Source organism: Nostoc sp. CmiVER01 (assembly GCF_034531135.2).
GTDB lineage: Bacteria > Cyanobacteriota > Cyanobacteriia > Cyanobacteriales > Nostocaceae > Nostoc.
Genome location: NZ_JAVRBU020000001.1, coordinates 155,963 through 173,757 on the forward strand (window position 1 = coordinate 155,963; position 17,795 = coordinate 173,757).

A 17,795-nucleotide genomic window follows, 5' to 3' on the forward strand; every position below is an offset into this window, starting at 1 on the left:
AGGTTTCTGATATCGCCCAACAGGTGGATATTCTGTTTAGCGATCGCCAATTGCAATTAGCTTATCAGGGCAATGTCGATTTAGCTGCGATCGCAAAAGTCATACCTGGCATTAAAGACCTATCTTTAGATGGATTGACTTTACCTGTTAACAATCCGCGCCTCACTCTCAGCAATTTGGGAACAAAGAATCTCAAAGATATTGATTTTGCATTTGCTAGCGATCGCTTACCTAAGACAGAATTAGTCAATTGGTTGACAAAAACTGTCATCGCCAAGTTACCCCAAGATGTTCGAGAATTTATCAAAGGAGCGATCGCGGTTGTTGAGAATCTCGATGTGAAGTTTGCCAACAATCAAATCCAAATCACCTATTTAGGCGATCTCAATTTCAAAACTATCCTCGATAAAATCACCACGCAACTAGGAGACTTTTTACTTCCCCTCAAAGGATTAGATTTAGCGATCGCTAATCCCAGCATCACGATTACCAATCCTCAAGATTCCCCTAGCTTCAGCTTCAGTGCCGATCGGCTACCGCTCAACACCATCAATTCAGTGAAAACTTGGTTGACTAATCAGGTTAACACTTACATTACCGATGAAAGCACGCGCAATGTCTTCACGGGACTGTTGAAGGAAATTTCTCAAGTTGATTTAGTGCTGGGAGATAAACAAACTCAAATCAACTACCTGGGAACAGTCGATTTAGCCAAGGCGCTGAGGGTGATTCCGGGATTAAGTTCTTTGACTCCCAGTACTTTACAACTTCCGGTTCTCAATCCCAGCTTTACTGTCATTACCAACGCCAAGAATCGCAGCTATAGTTTACTTGCTGAACAGTTGCCCAAAAAACAGTTAACAGAATGGCTAACTGAAAAAGTTAAGGCGTTGCTTCCAACAGAAGTGAGTAGCATCATCGATTCCCTGTTGAACATAGGCGATCGCTTGGATGTGGAATTGGGTAACAATCAACTGCAACTGAGTTACAAAGGAAACCTTGATTTAGCCAAAATTATCGCAGTCATTCCGGGATTAAAAGACTTACCACTCAATGGTTTGCAGTTACCTGTTCTCAATCCCAGATTTGCGATTACGAATTTGGGTAAAAATGCCAGCTTTAGCTTTGCTGCCGATCAGTTACCCAAACAACAACTAATTACTTGGATCAAAGCCCAATTGCCTGAAGATGTGCGATCGCTACTCGATAATATCTCTGCGGTAGCACAGCAGTTGGATGTGGTTATGGGCAACAACCAGATTCAAGTCACCTACAATGGTGCAGTCGATTTGGTGCAAGTGCTTGGCTTGATTCCGGGAGTAAAAGAACTGCTTGCTAGTTCTACAACTCCCCTCAACATTATCAACCCCAGTCTGACTATCTTCAACCCTGGTAAGAACGCCAGCTTTAGCTTTGCTGCTGAGAAGTTACCCAAAAAAGAACTGCTCGATTTAATCAGTTCTCAATTACCAGCAGATGTTAAAGCTGTCTTCGATAAGTTATCAGCGAATCTGGATGTTGTCTTTGCCAAAGATAAAATTCAACTGGATTATCGCGGCGATATCGATCTCATGCAGATCGCCAATTTAATTCCGGGGGTAAAAGACTTACCTTTGAATGGGTTGGCACTCATTGTTACTAATCCCAGCTTGACATTAATCAACCAAGGTAAGCAAGGAGGAGCCTATAAATTTGACTATCTCTTGAGTGCCGAACGCCTCCCTGTTCAACCCCTAATTACTTGGGTAAAGGCTAATACTGGCAATGTCTTACCCCAACAAGTGGGTACGCTTCTCGATCAGCTACTAGCAATCGGTAAAGATAAGAATGGTAAAGACCTTGACATTAATCTCATTTTAGGAACTGGACAAATGCAAATCGCTGTGGTTGGCGATCTTGACATTGTGAAAGTCATTAGCTTGATTCCGGGTGTGAAAGATATCAAAGCCCTTGCGGGACTTAACTTGCCAGTTACCAATCCCAGCATTACCATTATTAATCCTAAGAGTAGCGATCCCAATCAAAAAGCTCAGTACCTCTTCAAGAGCGATCGCCTACCCAAAGAAGAACTCGCAACATGGTTAACAGAGCAGGCGAAAGCCGTACTACCAGAAGATGTAGTAGCAATAGTAAATAGTTTGAGTGCGATCGCTCAAGGAATTGATTTAGAAGTCAGTAACGATCAAATTGAGTTGTCCTACGAAGGGACAGTAGAACTGAGCGACATCCTCAAGCAAATTCCCGGCGTTAAAGACCTTCCCCGCGACCAATTCAAGTTACCTGTTCTCAACCCTAGTCTCACAATTAGCAATCTCGGAGCCAATCAAAAGGCTAATTATAGCTTCGTCGCCGATCGCTTGCCCAAAAAAGAATTGATTGATTGGCTGAAAGTCCAAGGAAAAGAACTAATTCCGGCAGAACTGCAATCTATCTTCGACACCTTAAGCGCAATAGGTGAACAGCTAGATGTTAAAGTCGGTGATAGTCAAATTCAAGTAACTTATCAGGGTGACTTAAAGCTAGTAGACATAATTAAGAATATTCCTGGGTTATCCTCCTTTAATTCCCAAGATTTAACTCTTAATGTTAAGAATCCTAGTATTACTATTCTCAACCCTGGCAAAAAAGCTGACTTTCGCTTTCAGGCAGAAAATGTCCCGATTCTAGACTTAACTACCTGGTTAGGAAATCAAGCAGCAGATATACTTCCGCAAGCTGCTAAAGATATTCTCAAGAGTCTGTCTGAGCAAAAAGGCAATCTCAACGTTGTCCTTGACAAGAACGAAATTCAAGTTCTTTATGATGGTGATTTTGATCTGTTTAAGCTTCTGGGACAAATTGATGGAGTCAAAACTTTAACATTGCCACCAGCAGGCAGTTTGTTAGTTAGCAAGCCAGCCTTCACGATTACCAGATACAAAGACAAACCCACAGACACTACTTACAAAACAGACTTTAACTTCACCGCCGAAAAACTCAAAAAAGACGGATTAAAGCAATGGTTAATCGACCAGGCAGGGTCTGCACTACCCCAATCCGTCAAAGATATTGTGTCTGCGTTAGTGGATACAGCCGCAGAGTTTGATGTCCTGTTCAAGAACAATAAACTGCAAATTAGTTACCCCGGAACGCTGGATGTTGGCAAGATTATTCAGAAGATTCCGGGCTTGTCAGACTTAACCACAGGATTGAACTTACCGATTACCAATCCCGTGCTGACAATTTATGACTTAAATAAAGGACTCAGCAAAGCAAATTATACCTTTGCAGCAGATCATTTACCCAAGGAAGAATTGGTAGATTGGCTGACCAAACAAGCCAACGCTCAACTCCCCCAAGAGGTGATGAATGTTGTCAATGATCTTCTGGAATTAGCTCGTCGCCTTGATGTACAGCTAGGCACAAATTCCATCCAAATCACTTACGAAGGCGTTCTCGATTTAGCCACAGTCTTGAAAAAGATTCCTGGCATAGATAACTTATCCGTTGATAATTTAAAACTACCAATTACCAATCCCAGTATCACCATTATCAAACCGGAGAAGAATGCTAGCGGGTTAGCTGGCACTTGGAAAGATGCAACTTTTAAATTTAAGGCAGATCAATTACCAACAAAAGAGTTAACATCTTGGCTTGGTGAAAAAGCGAAATCCATATTGCCGAGTGAAATGTCTAATACCGTTACCCAGGTCTTGAATGCTTTTGGTACGGTCAATTTGACATTAGAAAGCAATAAATTTCAAGTTACATCGGATCAGATCAAACTGGATCAGGTAATTAAGGCAATTCCTGGGCTAGACACTGTATTCACCACCATCCCCGATTTGTCTTTAACCAATCCCAGCTTGACACTGAGCAATTTTAATAAAACAACCAATTATCAGTTTTCTGCTAGTGGCATTAATCTGAGTAATTTAGCCACTTCCTTGGGATTACCAGCCAAAATTGGGGATGTAGATTTACTGCCGTCTACTGTTAATTTATTTGTCAGTAACGATCGCGTACAAATAGTTTCGCCAACTAGTCTTAATCTCACATCCTTAAGTAAAACTCTGGGCTTGCCAGAGGTGATTACTAAATATATTCCGGAAATTAAACTAGATAATCCTCAAATTAGCGTGATTAAAAGCAGCGCTTCCTCCAATAAAGAAATAAGTCTTTCAGGAGAGTTGAGCGGCTTGCAAGTTGGCTTAAGTTACAAAAATGGCAAGTGGGAATCTCAGGGCATTAATGATGGCAATCGCTTAAGTGTCTTGGATTTGGTCAACTTACTAAAAACAGCTAAATCTGGGGCAAAACAAGGTTTCTATGACCTGGTTGAGTATCAATTAGTAGGTGCGGCAAATCTGGGACTGAAAGCAAAAACAAGTATCAACGGTAATTCAGTATTTCCATCCTTCAGTTTTGATATCGCGGCTCAATTCCCCATATTTAACTACGGCAATCAACAACAAGCCGAAAAAAATGGGGCCAACATCAAACTTAATAATATCGCTATTGACTTAGGGACATTTATTAGTAATTTTCTTGGGCCAATTATTAAAGAAGTCAACGAAATTATTGAACCTATTCGCCCTGTAATTAAACTGTTAAATAGTGATACAAAACTTCTGGGTGAACTGGGGCTAGGAAAAGTATTTGATGCGAATAATGATAAAAAAATCACTCTTTTAGAAATTGCCAAAAAGTTAGTTCCAGCAGAACAGAAAGCGAAATTAGAACAATCAGAAAAATTCATCAAGGCTGCCGGGGATATTATCGATCTGATTGAGATTTTAAGCCAGATTCCTGCTAATGAACCGATTGTGATTGATTTGGGCAGCTATGCATTAACTGACTTTAAAGCAGCCAGTCAGAATGCTAAAGATGCTGCGGGTAAAGTAGATACTGGTGCGGGTAATACTAACGGACTACAAACAACAAAAACCACATCCGATCCACTCAAGCAATCGGAACAGAAAGTTAGTAGCAATCCTAATGCTAAAGCTACATCTAGTTTCTTCAGCAAACTAAAAAATCTTGAAGGGTTACAGTTCCCCATCCTCACCAATCCCCTCAAGGCAATTGATCTGCTGTTAGGTAAAACTACCGACCTGGTGATTTATGACATCCCCGACCTTGATTTTAACTTTGCTATTTCACAAAGCTTCCCTATCTATACTCCTGTCTATGGAGAGTTAAGCGGTGGATTTACAGCCAAAACAAATTTGGTTGGGGGTTTTGATACCTATGGAATTAATCAGTGGAAAAACAACAATTTCTCCTTAAAGGATTCCTATAAAGTCTTCGATGGTTTCTATCTAAGTGACTGGGATAGTACAGGAAAAGATGTTGATGAGTTGACCTTAACTGCCACTATTGCTGCTGGCTTGCAGTTAAAAGCCTTAATTGCTGACGCAACGCTCCGAGGCGGTATTCAAGGTACGGTTGGTTTAGATATTGTCGATGTGGGTGAAAACAATGGCACCAGCGATGGCAAGATTCGAGCTTCTGAAATTATTTCTCGGATCGACAAACCATTTGAATTGTTTAACCTCAATGGTAAAGTTGATGCTTTTCTCGAAGGAGAAATTAAAGTTTTCGGATTGGGTTCAGTCTGGAAAAAAGAATTTGGACGACTGAATTTAGCAAAGTTCTCTTTGGGTGCATCAGGATTTAGTGCTAGTGGTTCTGTTTCTCAAAGCTATATTGCGGCAGCGACAATTATCTTCGATACGAATTTCAACAATCAATGGGATGAAGGCGAAATTAAGACCATTTCCGATGAATATGGTCAATTTAATTTAGATTTACCCCAAGAATTCGATATCAATGGTGATGGCATCATTAACCCATCAGAAGGGCAATTGCTAGCTTTGGATGGTTTTGATACTTCCAGTGGCTTGCCATCTGGTGCTTTGATTGCGCTTCCAGATGCCAAGATTATTACGCCTCTAACGAGTTTACGAGCGAAATTAGTTCAAAAAGCAGGATTAACTGATAAAGAAGCAGATGTGCTGGTAAAAGAGCAACTAGGGCTAGAAAAATTTGACGATGATATCGATACCTTTGATCCGCTTTTGGCTTTAGGTAAAGGTAGCCAAAAAGGTTTAACTATTTATCTCACCCATATTCAAGTACAGGCGTTGCTAAATCATGGGCGTGCTTTTCTGGATGGTTTACAGAGCAATCCCAATAATTTACTAGAGGCGATCGCATCTTTGGCGAAGTTTTTCCAACAGCGATCGCAACAGCAATTACCAGCTTTTGATTTAACGAATTCAGAAGTTGTCAAGTCTTTCCTCACCTTCTTACTCGCAGAAAATCAACTCACAGCAACAGATGCCCAACTAAGTAAAGTTGCTGAAATTACCGCCGAAGGGAACAAATTCTTATCCCAAGTTGCTAAAGTTGGTGCATCAAAATCTCTAGTGGATGCTTTACCCGCCTTAGCTTCTGTGAAGCGAGTAGTTCAAGGCGATGTCGCAAAGTTAGTTAAGCAATTGGCTGAGGGGGGCAATCCAGATGTCATCTTCCAAGAATTTCAAACCACCCTCAACCAAAACTATACTTTTGTAGATGCCGATATCAGCGCCTTTGGCAATCGCATAATTCGCGTTATTGCTACTGAAGACATCAATGAAACTACTGATAATAAAGCAGAATTTAAAATTAGACATCTCCGAAAACGTTCAAAGTCTTTATGTGGCTAGGCTATAGTCCGTAAATGCAATCATCCTAAATTAGCTAGTTTATACGACAGAATAATGCTTTGAGATATTGACTGTTGATAATTAGGCAAAAAAATCTAATTATATGCGTTAATTTTAACCTAATGAAATAGCAGGTATTTTTAATGGTAATATTAGCGCTCTAATTTGTAATCTGACTAATCCACAAATTGTCAAAATAACTTGTTCATACTTTTTGGGATTTAACCTAAATCTGTCTTGAACAACTCGAAAGATTTTTACCGAACGGATTCGATGTTCGACAAATATTCGTTTAGAAGAAAATTCTTTGTTTGATTTTTTCTGGTCAGTTGTCAACTCTTTATTTCTTGGTTTCTTAATTGGAGTATCAATTACATCTTCTCCTATATAACCTAAATCTCCCTTAAAACTTTGTTTTAGGTCAAAATTATCACGATTTTCTCTAAACATTGTTATATCGCTTTTTGGGCCTGGTTCTCCTGCCACAAGATCAACAATATCTCTACCATCTGGCATAATGATTATTTGGCTTTTAAATGTATGATTACTTTTCTTGCCTGAAAAATATTTTTCTTGTTCCTCATTATCTCTGGGTCTTTCCCTGACTTGTTCATAGCTGTCTACAATTAATTCATACTCTGTAAGTATTTCTTGAACTACCATCAAGTCAGACTCGTTTTTTTTTACTTGTTCAATTAAACTGCATGGAAGCAATTCTCTCAGTATTGGCAACCAATAATTAAATGTGTCATTCGCTGTCGATTCACTCACTCCAAACTGGATACCAAGAAGTTGAAATGTCGTCATTTGTCTGAGATACACCAAGGTTAAAATTATTTGTTCTGTAACAGATAGTTTTGGTTTTCGACCTCCACCGCCAGCAATAATTCTAATTTTTTTTGATTCTTTTAAAGCTTGTTTTTCATAATTTAATTGTTCGGCATTTTTGATTAATTGTTGTAACTGTTCATACTTCAGGCCAATTAACCTCCGTGTTTCTTTAGGATTTTCTTCAATGTGCTTCAGTATATCACTCATATTTATGTGTCAAAAAACTTTTCTAATGTTCTTTTATCACAGAATGATACTATTTTGGAGATGTCTATTGAACTCAGTCAAGTTGCACCGAATCAAGAGTTAACGATACTCTACTCACTGTCTGGGACTGGAACTGAGAATGAAGATTATAAAGTTGGACAAGAAAATGTAGAAGAACTCTACATTCAACCAGGAGAAAGCAGTGCCACAATCACGGTTTCTGCCCTAAATGACGAAGGTACCGAAGGTCAAGAATCCATTACCCTAACACTCAAGTCTGTTGGCGAAGGTTATCTTATTGATCCGACAGCAAAAGTAGCGTTAATCAAGATTGGAGATGATGAGAAGCAGGTAATTGATAGTGTAGTCAAGGGATCTGATATTCGCGGTGGCTTAGGTGATGACACCTTAAATGGCACTCCAGATGATGACCAGTTAGATGGGGATTATGGTAATGATCTGCTGGATGGTAAAGATGGAGATGATGATCTCTTAGGCGCTCAATGTAACGATACCCTGATCGGTGGTTTAGGTGATGATGTTCTTGAAGGGAATTTCGGGGATGACAACCTTGACGGTGGTTTCGGAGATGATTTTATCGCAGGTAGTTCCGGAAGCGATCGCCTCGTGGGGGGTGACGGTGCAGATATCCTCAATGGTGGAGTTGGCAATGATTATCTCGAAGGAAATCATGGTAACGATGAAATTGCAGGCGGCAGCGGCGATGATATCCTGAACGGTAATGAGGATAATGATTGGCTGGTTGCTGATGATGGCAATGATATTTTAATTGGTGGTACGGGTGATGACATCCTCAATGGCGGTGACGGTGCAGATGTCTTCTTCCTTAATTCTCCTGAAGATGGATTTGATACTATTTTGGATTTCAATCCTCAAGAAGGAGATAAAATTCAGATTTCTAGCAAAGGTTTTGGTGTCACCAATCTGAATGATTTCCGCTTCATTAGTGGTGTGTTAGATTTTAAAGGTAAAAATATTGCTCTCATCCAAAATCAAGGCGATACATATTCCTACTTCCCGAATCTAGCTGACAATATTCAGATAGTTGATCAACAACCCACGGCGATTTCTCCGCCAACCAACAACAATCACAGCAACTCTATAATACCCAGCGATCCAGCCAAAGCAGCTAATACTAATAACCCTACACTGCTCGACAAAATTTTGCAGCGTGGTTATATCAAATTGGGTACATCTGCATCATCAAATACTCTGAAGTTTGATACTGAATTTGTCCGCGCTTTGGCTGCGGCACTTTTTGGGGATGCTAGTAAAGTTGAGCAGGTTACAAGCAATTTTGCTGACACATTCCAACTCGTTGCCGATCGCAAAGTTGATTTAAGTGCGCGCCGAGTTACCGAAAATCTCACAAGAGATGCCAGCCTGAATGTAGATTTTGGCCCTGTTTATCTCTACGATCACCAAGCTGTTCTTGTCCGAGCTAATAGCAATATCAAAAATGTCTTAGACCTGAATAGTCACACAATTGGTCTGCTGACTGGGACAACAGCCTTAGATAATTTACAAAACCTCTTAACTCCTGAAGGAGTTAAATTTGTTCCCCGCTTCTTTACCTCCACTGATGAACTATTTACTGCTTATAGCCGAGGTGAAATCGATGCTGTTTCTACAGATCGGTCGCTGATTTATAATCGAGTAGGCAGTTTATCCCAAGCGCAAAATCAGCGGGTTTTAGATGTCGAATTTTCTCAAGAACCCATTGCCTTAGTCTTACCGGAAAATGAGTCAGAGTGGGCAGATGTTGTGCGCTGGGTGACGAATGCGACAATTCAAGCTGAAGAATTTGGCATTAGTTCCCAGAATATTGACCAGATTTTCGCTGATAATACCGATAAGCGTGATGATAATGATTCTGATCTGGCAATTCGTCGTTTCTTAGGTTTAGAAGACGAATTGGGTGCAGCCTTGGGTATCCGCAAAGATTTTGTTGTCCAAGTAATTAAGCAGGTGGGGAACTATGGGGAGATTTATCAACGTAGTTTCCCAAATTTAGAGCGCGATCGCAATCTTCTGTGGACAGATGGCGGTTTAATGTATTCTCTACCTTTCTCTGGTAGCTCAGACGATGTTCAGTTAATCGATAACGATCAGCGCCAATTGTTAGCAGAGATTCAGCAGCGAGGCGTAATCAAGTTTGGTTTACCGGAAACTCTACAATTTCCAGGAATTGCCGCTAAACAAAATGATGGCACTCTCAAAGGCTTTGATGTTGATTTAGCTAGAGCTTTATCTGCTGCGGTGTTCGGAGATGCAAGCAAAGTTGAATTTGTCACCCAATCATTAAATGATGCTTTTGTCAATGCAGCTAATGGCATTGTTGATGTTTCTGCGGGAGCTTATACCCACAACCTGATACGTGATGCCAAGCTGGGAATTGACTACAGTCCAACTTATCTTTACAGCCAACAAGGGATTCTGACTCGGTTTGATAGCGGAATTACTACACTACCTACCCTCAATGGTCGTAAAATTGGTGTCGTCACAGGAACTTCTGCCCTGCAAAACCTGGAAGATGCTCTGGAGAAATTTGATGTCAGCTTCACTCCTTCCTACTTCGATCGCAGTGATGATATGTATGCTGCTTACGTCAAAGGAGATGTGGATGCTATTTTCAATGACATCACCCTGCTGGCAGGAAAAATACCGACTTTTGAGCATCCAGAAGAACACGAAATTTTAAAAGAAGTCTTCTCTAAGGAACCCTTAGCTTTAGTGATTGACGAAAACCAGTCAGAGTGGGCTGATGTGGTGCGTTGGGTAACTTATTCCTTAATTCAGGCGGAAGAATATGGTATTACCTCAAAAAACATTGATGAGTTGATTGCTAAAAATACCAATGACAACCTGGCTGATGATTCTGATGCCCAAATTCAGGAATTTTTAGGAATCAAAGGGAATTTAGGAGCCACCCTTGGCTTACCCAATGACTTTGTAGTCAAGATAATTCAGGCAGTAGGTAACTATGAGGAAATCTATGCACGGAATTTCAACACAGACTTGTTACCCCGCGATCAAAATGAACTCTATAGCAACTTTGGCATCCAATATGCTCCACCTTTTAGTGTTAACAACGCTAGTTTAACCGATGAACCAGATTTCCCATTGCTGCTGAGTCGCTCTCTTGCCAATGACAAAGTGCTAAAACTGGGTAGTGCAACTAAACTAAAACTGAAAATCAATAAAAACAATAGTACCCAAGTTAACGAAATTGGCGTATTTGTCGTAGATGACGACGCTGGTACTATAGGCGGACTGACTCCAGGTGCATCTGGTTATGCCCAAGCAGCATTAGCAAGGGCGCAAATCATGTTTAGTGCGATCGCTAACTTACCCCAAGGTTTTGCAGCAGAAGAACTGTCACGCATCTTAGACGAATTACCAGCATACACTCGTTTAGGCTTCTACGCCGTACAAAATGGTACTACTGATGCTCTCCTGCGCGGACAAAATCAAAGCGTATTCTTTGGCACTGTAGTTGGCAGTGATAATGCATTGAAGCTGTTGGATGCAGGTAACAATACCTTCTCCTTAGTTTGGCGCACCCCAGATGGCAGCAATTTTCTTGACTTAGAAATGACCATACAGCCAACTACTCAACTCCCAACCTTGGGCACAAAAACACAAACTCGATCCCAAGGCGAGATGCTAGACTTGCGCGAAATGAGTAACCAAAGTACCACAGCCAACTTCATGATTTATCGTGAAGCTGCCTTCGATAACTTTGTTGGCTTTTATCGGGTGATTGATCCCCTTAACGGAGCTATTGATACTGGTAATGGCATTGTGCTGCCAGGTGAAGCTGGTTACACTCAAGCTGCGATCAAAGATGCTCAAAAACTAGGTATCAATCTAAGTACCGCTAACCAAAACACCACAACCTTGAGCGCTACTCTTGATAAATCGATATTTGCACCATTTATTGTCAGCAATAGTAGTTTTGAACAAGTACTGAATGGGCAAGAACTTGACCAAGTTTACTTTTCGTTCCTCAGCGCTAATCGGGATGGTGTAGACCACATACGGATGTTAGGAGATAACATCTTTAGCTTTGAAGATTTGCCAGGAGGTGGTGATGTTGACTATAACGACATCATCATGCGCGTTAATTTGTAGCAAGGATTTTAATATCATGCAGAATCATTTTCATATATGAAATCAGCAACGCCTCTAATCAACCTGCAAAACTTTGTCATGCTCTGTTGTACATGCTGCTAACCTGAGCATGTTTGTATTTTTGTCGTTGAAACCAGAAATGGAGAGAGCCAAAGGTGAACCAATGAGTTGAGCAACTCGAAAGGCAGACTCGATCGCTCCTTCATGCAAGCCATCTCCAAGATAAGCTCCCGCATAATAAGTATTGTTTTCTCCATTGGTGGCAACTACTTCATCTCGATATCTAAAAGACTCAGTAGTATACAACGGAGTGTGATGTTTTTGAGTGTGAATAATGCGATCGCGAGCAATCAATCCTTCTAGTTGAAACGATAAAAAATAATGCTGTGGAGATGATATGTTGCAAAGCTGATTCAAATAACTGTTATAACCCCATCGGCTCTCTGTCTGGAAGAAATCAAATTCCGAGGGATGGTGGATGTGATGATGATCATACATGGAAGTATCCGTATGAATTGTAGTGGTTGCATAATTGGCTCTCCAACCTGAAAAACGTTTAATTTCAGCATCGGTTGGGTCAGCTAACAGCGCCATAACTTGGTCGGGTGGCGTGGCAAACACGACTTTATCAAACTCTTGGATCTCATGCTGCGATCGCTCGATTTTCACACCATCTAGGCTTCTTTCAATATTGGCAATCTCCACATTCAACAAGACTTCACCTTTAAATCGTTCCAAAATTTTTTCAATATAGGAATATACACCGCCTTTAATCCTGACCCATTTAACTGCAAGGTAGTCGCGTAACATCGGAATTGCCATCTCTGCGGGAAAGTTATCAATGAGTTGAAACGGTATTGAGTAACTATACATCGTCAGCAACTTTAGCCAGATATTACTGATACTTTGGTTGTTCACATATTGAGATAGTGGCTGATCGTAAAAATCTTCCATCTGAGCAAATCGCGTTTTTAGCCATAATCCAACAGAACGGGCATGGAGAACATCGAACCGCAGAGATTCAATGAGGCGGTGAATACCTGTATAGTTGTTCTCAATCATGACCTTCGAGAAAAAGGGATTGCCATCTTTGGGGAATAAAGCTGAACCAACACGGATGGGTTCTAGTTCCACTCCTAGCTCTTGCATAAGAGCAATGAAGTTGTGAAATACAGTAGGAAATTCTAGCACTCCACTTTCCAACATTTCATTGCAATCAGATTGGTTAGGCTGAACATTCTTGTTGAGTGTCCGAATATGTCCCCCCAACATCGGCTGCCGTTCAAACACGGTGACATGATGCCCTTGTTTATCAAGCAGGTAAGCTGTAGCCATACCACTGCCTCCACCACCGATAACTGCAATTCTCATAACTGACCTCTCAGTTGTTGAATATGAATGATATGTGTGATATCAAGTCCGGTTAATCACTTGTGATTACCGCATCTGTGCAAAAATCCCAAAAGCCTCTTTCCCCCTGCCCCCTTTCCTCTTCCTAACTGTCTATTTAGCTATTGCCTAAAAGCACATCACCAGATAATCGTTGATACAGCAATGCTCCAGTCCAGAATGTGGGAGCAAAACCGGGATAGCCTGATGAAGCATTGCAGAAATAGAAATTGTTGAGTGAGGTTTCGTGATTTAAGCGTCCCAGACCCATGTTGCGCGGTGTGAGACTAGAACCGTAGGAATTTCCATTGGGACACCAGCAAAAACGTTCATTGGTGGTAGGGCTGCCCGTGATATGAAAGACTAGATGCTTTCTAAAGTTCGGCACATATTCTTTTTCTACGACATCCAAAATAGAGTCAAAGATTTCTTGCTTTTTCTGGTTGTAGGCTTTGCGTTCGGCTTTGCCGTCCCGAAGGGAATCGCTCTGCCGCAATTGTTTAAAGTAGTTGTAATTAGCAACGGTCAGGAATTCGACAATCTGGCAATCCTCTGGACAATCCCGACTTGCTTGTGTCAATAAAGTGGGCGTTGTGATGGCAAAGCTGGGATTGGAAAAATCATTGTGTTCATACATCTGAGCAAAGGCTTCATTCAAATCCTGATGACCTGTGTGGAAAAGATTCCACTCGCCAAATCCATAATTTCGCAGGTCGAGGTCTTTGACGACGCAATAAGCCATGTAGTTAGATGCAGAATACTCATAGTTGAGTTTTCGGCGCACGGTTTTAGAGAAGTTTGACTCACCAATCATTTTGGCGGCTTTTTTGGGGTCAATGTTGCAAATCACAGTGTCACCTGTAAATTCATGAGTTTGATGGGTAGTTAGATCCATCGCCTCAACTCCGGTGATTGTGCGGTCTGTGAGTCTAAAATTTGTGACTTCATGGTTGAGCAATACCTGCCCTCCATTTGATTCAATCACTTTGACTAAAGAATTGATTACATGCTCAAAATGCTGGGTTGGGTAAAATGCACCGGCTTGATAGCCCTTGAACAAAGCGACCCAGGCATAAAACGAGAGTTGATTCGGAGGCAGCAGAAAATCAGGCCATTGCAGAGCAAATAAGGTTTGGGCGGCTTGGGGTAGCCGAAACTTGTCGAATACATCCTGAAGTGTGCTGTTGAGATATTGCACGGTACAAACTACTTCACCCGGATGTTGGAGCAGTTCAATTGGCTTAACTGGAGGAGCGAGTATTTTCAAACCTGCGCTCGTTTTTTCGACATCGTTAACAAATTGGCGAATGCGATCGCTATATGCAGGAAACAACCTTGATAATCGCTGGATTAGTTCTTCCGGTTCCGAAGGAATATCTAATGCATATCCCGGCATTCGCATGTGGTCAAAGCCATCCGGGTCGTACCGTTCAAAAGTCACTTCCCGATCCAAGCCCAGTTTCTTGAGTACCCGATTGACCGTTTGTCCTTCACCGCAATCCCAAACATAATGGAATTGGGCATTAAATGTATATTTTTTAGCCATCGTAAAGGTGTGACCAAAACCACCTGGATGCTCATGGGCTTCAAGGATTTGCACGGTCTTGCCATTTGACATTAAAGCACCAAAGACTAATGCTGATAAACCGCTACCGACAATAAGATAATCCGGTTTCATAGTATGATCCCTCGCTCGACGAGATATTCACAATTCGTCCGCTTTTTATGCTAATAGCCGTATTTCAAACAGGATGCGATTAAATGATGGCGATCGCATCGTAAATTAATTATTTAATACCACTTTAGAAGATGTTGATGCTTAAGTTCTCTTTCATCAGGAATAAACACCAATTCATCAATAGGTGAACTTATAATAAAAAATATTGTGATGCCGAAGATGGCGGCATAAATTTATCTTGATACCGCCCGGAATTAGAGTAACTTTAGTAGAGACAAACGTCCTGATAATTTGGGGTTGCAAAGTTCCTAGAGCAACTAATTCTTCACAAGTGCAGCACAAGTTAACTGGGGTTGTATATTTTCAGGAGATTGCGTTGCAATTAATTCAACTTTGCCATTAGCGTTGCGATGCCAGGAAGTAGCTTGGACAAGTCTCTCTGGAGAGGGAGGAATTTTGACTGTCACCTCACGATTGCGGTATGCTGAGATATCGCGGGTGTCAGACCAAGTGCGATCGCTCACTACTTGTTGATTTGGATTTTGCGGCACACCACCCCGACCCGTTACAACAAAGCGGTTGCTTTCATTGTCCGCGCAGCCTGTGGCAATTTGCTGAGATGGATCGGTGACATTTGCTGGTAATTCAACTAAACCCGAATTTGGATCAACGCCGATGGTATTGACTTGAACCGTGCCGCTAACCCCAAATTGGGAACTGGCAGTGATGTCATTTTCTGGCGTCAGTTGGGGACGAAACTTTTGTCCGAAAAGCCCTTGTGTAGTGATTTGGATATTGCCCCCCCGACCTTTGACGGCATTAGCAATAATGTCACTATTTTCTAAACCTACAATGTTCGGAGCGTTGAGCGTGATATTACCACCATCTCCTGCTTCCTTGGCTTCAACAGAAATTTTGCTGTTACCCCGCATTAATAACAGTTGTTGAGCATTGAGAACCAAGTTTCCTCCGTTTCCAGATTGTGTAGTTGCGGAAATTGTTCCGCGATTAGTCAGGAGAATCGAGTCAGCATAAACCTCGAAATTACCTGCATTGCCTGTACCCTCATTTCTCACCCCGATGTCACCTCGATCCATAACGCGCAATTGAGGCGTTATCAGGATTACCCCTCCCGCATTACCACTGGGAAATTCTGGTAGCCCATAAGTCGCACGGGTGACAGGATTAAGGCGTAGTGCATTAGAGCCAATTCTACTACTTAACATAGTATTTGGTGATGCACCGCTCACCTCGATAAAGTCTGAAGCCAAAATCTTTACATTGCCAGCATTTCCGATTGCGCCAGTCGAAGAGGTAACTAGGCTTCCAGCCTCCACTGTTAATCGTGCAGTTGTGATAGTTAGATTTCCAGCATTTCCACTTCCTACTGTTGATGAACTCACAACAGTAGGGAGAAATGTGATGTTATTAATTCCAGAAACATTTATCGAATCTGAGGCATCAATTTCGACATCGCCACCATTACCAATTGTAAGAGTCGTTGACCCAATAGTAGCGCCGTTAGCAACTGTAAGTTTTTGAGTTGACAAGGTAACGTTTCCTCCCTTTCCAGAACCAAACGAGCTTGTCAAAATCGATGTCATTACTGAAGGATTGACAGGATTAAATCCATTGGCTGAGATAGACTCGGCAGCCTTTACCATGATATTTCCACCCTGCCCCGAACTCAAGTTTTGAGATTTGATTTGCGCTCCATCCCGCAGCAATAGTTGTCCAGTTGAGATGGTAATGTCTCCAGCCTGCCCCTTCCCGGTTGTGTAGCTTGCTAATTGGCTGCTTCTAGTTCCTGTTGGGTTTGTTCCTGCGAGGGTAAACAATCCAGTGCTATTAATCGTAATCCGATTTGATGAAAAGACACCTTGATTTTGACTGGTAACAGCCGAACCTTCTAAAAAGCTGATATCTCTACCCTGCATTTGAATAATACTATTGCCAAACCCAAAGCCAGATACTTGTGCTTGTTGAGTCAACTGGATATTGCTTAGTCCCTCAGCATTAGAATAATCAAATGTCCACCCTTGGCTTGTAGGATTTAAGCGAACTTGTCCTGACTGGACACTACCAAGTTGGATCGAGCCATTTACGGTTTTGAGAACGCCACCTGTTAAATCAATTCCATTTCCTAGCAAAGCAAGGGTATTACCTGAACTTAGCTGCAAACCGAGTGGAGTTTGGGGGATGCTATTAATCGAGTTTTGTACTGCGATCCCGCCTGAGTTTTGGCCAAATTGCAAGCCAACTGGTACATTGATTGTCAACAGGGGTGCTACTGTAGTGTTGGTAGCATTAAACTCCACCCCATCAGCAAATTTAATGCTATTTGCAGTTGTACCAATAAAGGAGCCACCAATATTCAGTTGAGCATTGGGGCCAAAGACAATACCACTAGGATTGAGCAAAAATAAGCTAACCGGGTTGTTGTTGTTAATAGTTTGAATCACGCCATCAATGTGAGAAACACTACCTCCTGTAACCCGACTGAATATTGAGGATATATTAGGCGTGTTGATTAAATCAAAGATGGCTGAAGTACCGGTGGGAACACTAAACTGCTGGAAACTGTGAAAGAGGTTACTGTTTGCAGCACTACCGTTAGTGATAGTAAAATTATTACCAGTTTGGGAAACAGTGGTGTTGACAGTTCCATCTGCGGTGACTTGAGCGTTGGCAAAGCCGCACCAAAAGAGCATCCCACCTGTCAAAATTACATTAACCAAATTCCAGCAAACAGAGACAGCTTTCATCGCTCAGTTCCCATCAATATATATATATCAATAGGTTTCCCTAAATAAGATTGTGCATTAACAGTTTTAGAATCTTTA

General features: G+C 41.5%; 6 protein-coding genes. 2 read left to right on the forward strand and 4 right to left on the reverse strand.

All coding sequences use genetic code 11. The annotated features are described in order from the left end of the window. Nucleotides 1–23 precede the first annotated feature (23 nt). Nucleotides 24–6,692 carry a hypothetical protein gene (locus RMZ43_RS00555; RefSeq protein ID WP_322652991.1) on the forward strand — a complete coding sequence of 2,223 codons (6,669 nt, stop codon included), beginning with the start codon at nucleotides 24–26 and terminating at the stop codon, nucleotides 6,690–6,692. A 114-nt stretch (nucleotides 6,693–6,806) separates the two neighbouring features. On the opposite strand, the gene RMZ43_RS00560 is transcribed toward RMZ43_RS00555, so the two are convergent. Then, nucleotides 6,807–7,730 carry a transposase family protein gene (locus tag RMZ43_RS00560; protein ID WP_322652992.1) on the reverse strand — a complete coding sequence of 308 codons (924 nt, stop codon included), beginning with the start codon at nucleotides 7,728–7,730 and terminating at the stop codon, nucleotides 6,807–6,809. On the opposite strand from RMZ43_RS00560, the gene RMZ43_RS00565 reads away from it, so the two are divergent. Beyond that, nucleotides 7,710–11,885: a transporter substrate-binding domain-containing protein gene (locus RMZ43_RS00565; RefSeq protein WP_428850686.1), complete on the forward strand. Its 4,176-nt coding sequence runs from the start codon at nucleotides 7,710–7,712 to the stop codon at nucleotides 11,883–11,885. The two genes, RMZ43_RS00560 and RMZ43_RS00565, sit on opposite strands and share 21 nt — an antisense overlap. Nucleotides 11,886–11,939: 54 nt before the next feature. On the opposite strand, the gene RMZ43_RS00570 is transcribed toward RMZ43_RS00565, so the two are convergent. The 3 genes from RMZ43_RS00570 to RMZ43_RS00580 form a co-directional block, all read right to left on the reverse strand. After that, nucleotides 11,940–13,256 carry an FAD-dependent oxidoreductase gene (locus tag RMZ43_RS00570; RefSeq protein WP_322652994.1) on the reverse strand — a complete coding sequence of 439 codons (1,317 nt, stop codon included), beginning with the start codon at nucleotides 13,254–13,256 and terminating at the stop codon, nucleotides 11,940–11,942. Nucleotides 13,257–13,392: 136 nt separating this feature from the next. Continuing rightward, entirely contained in the window at nucleotides 13,393–14,952 is a 1,560-nt protein-coding gene (locus tag RMZ43_RS00575; RefSeq protein ID WP_322652995.1) for a phytoene desaturase family protein, read from the reverse strand. A gap of 317 nt (nucleotides 14,953–15,269) precedes the next feature. Next, complete coding sequence (locus RMZ43_RS00580; RefSeq protein ID WP_322652996.1) at nucleotides 15,270–17,717, reverse strand: S-layer family protein; 2,448 nt, start codon at nucleotides 17,715–17,717, stop codon at nucleotides 15,270–15,272. Nucleotides 17,718–17,795: the final 78 nt, after the last annotated feature.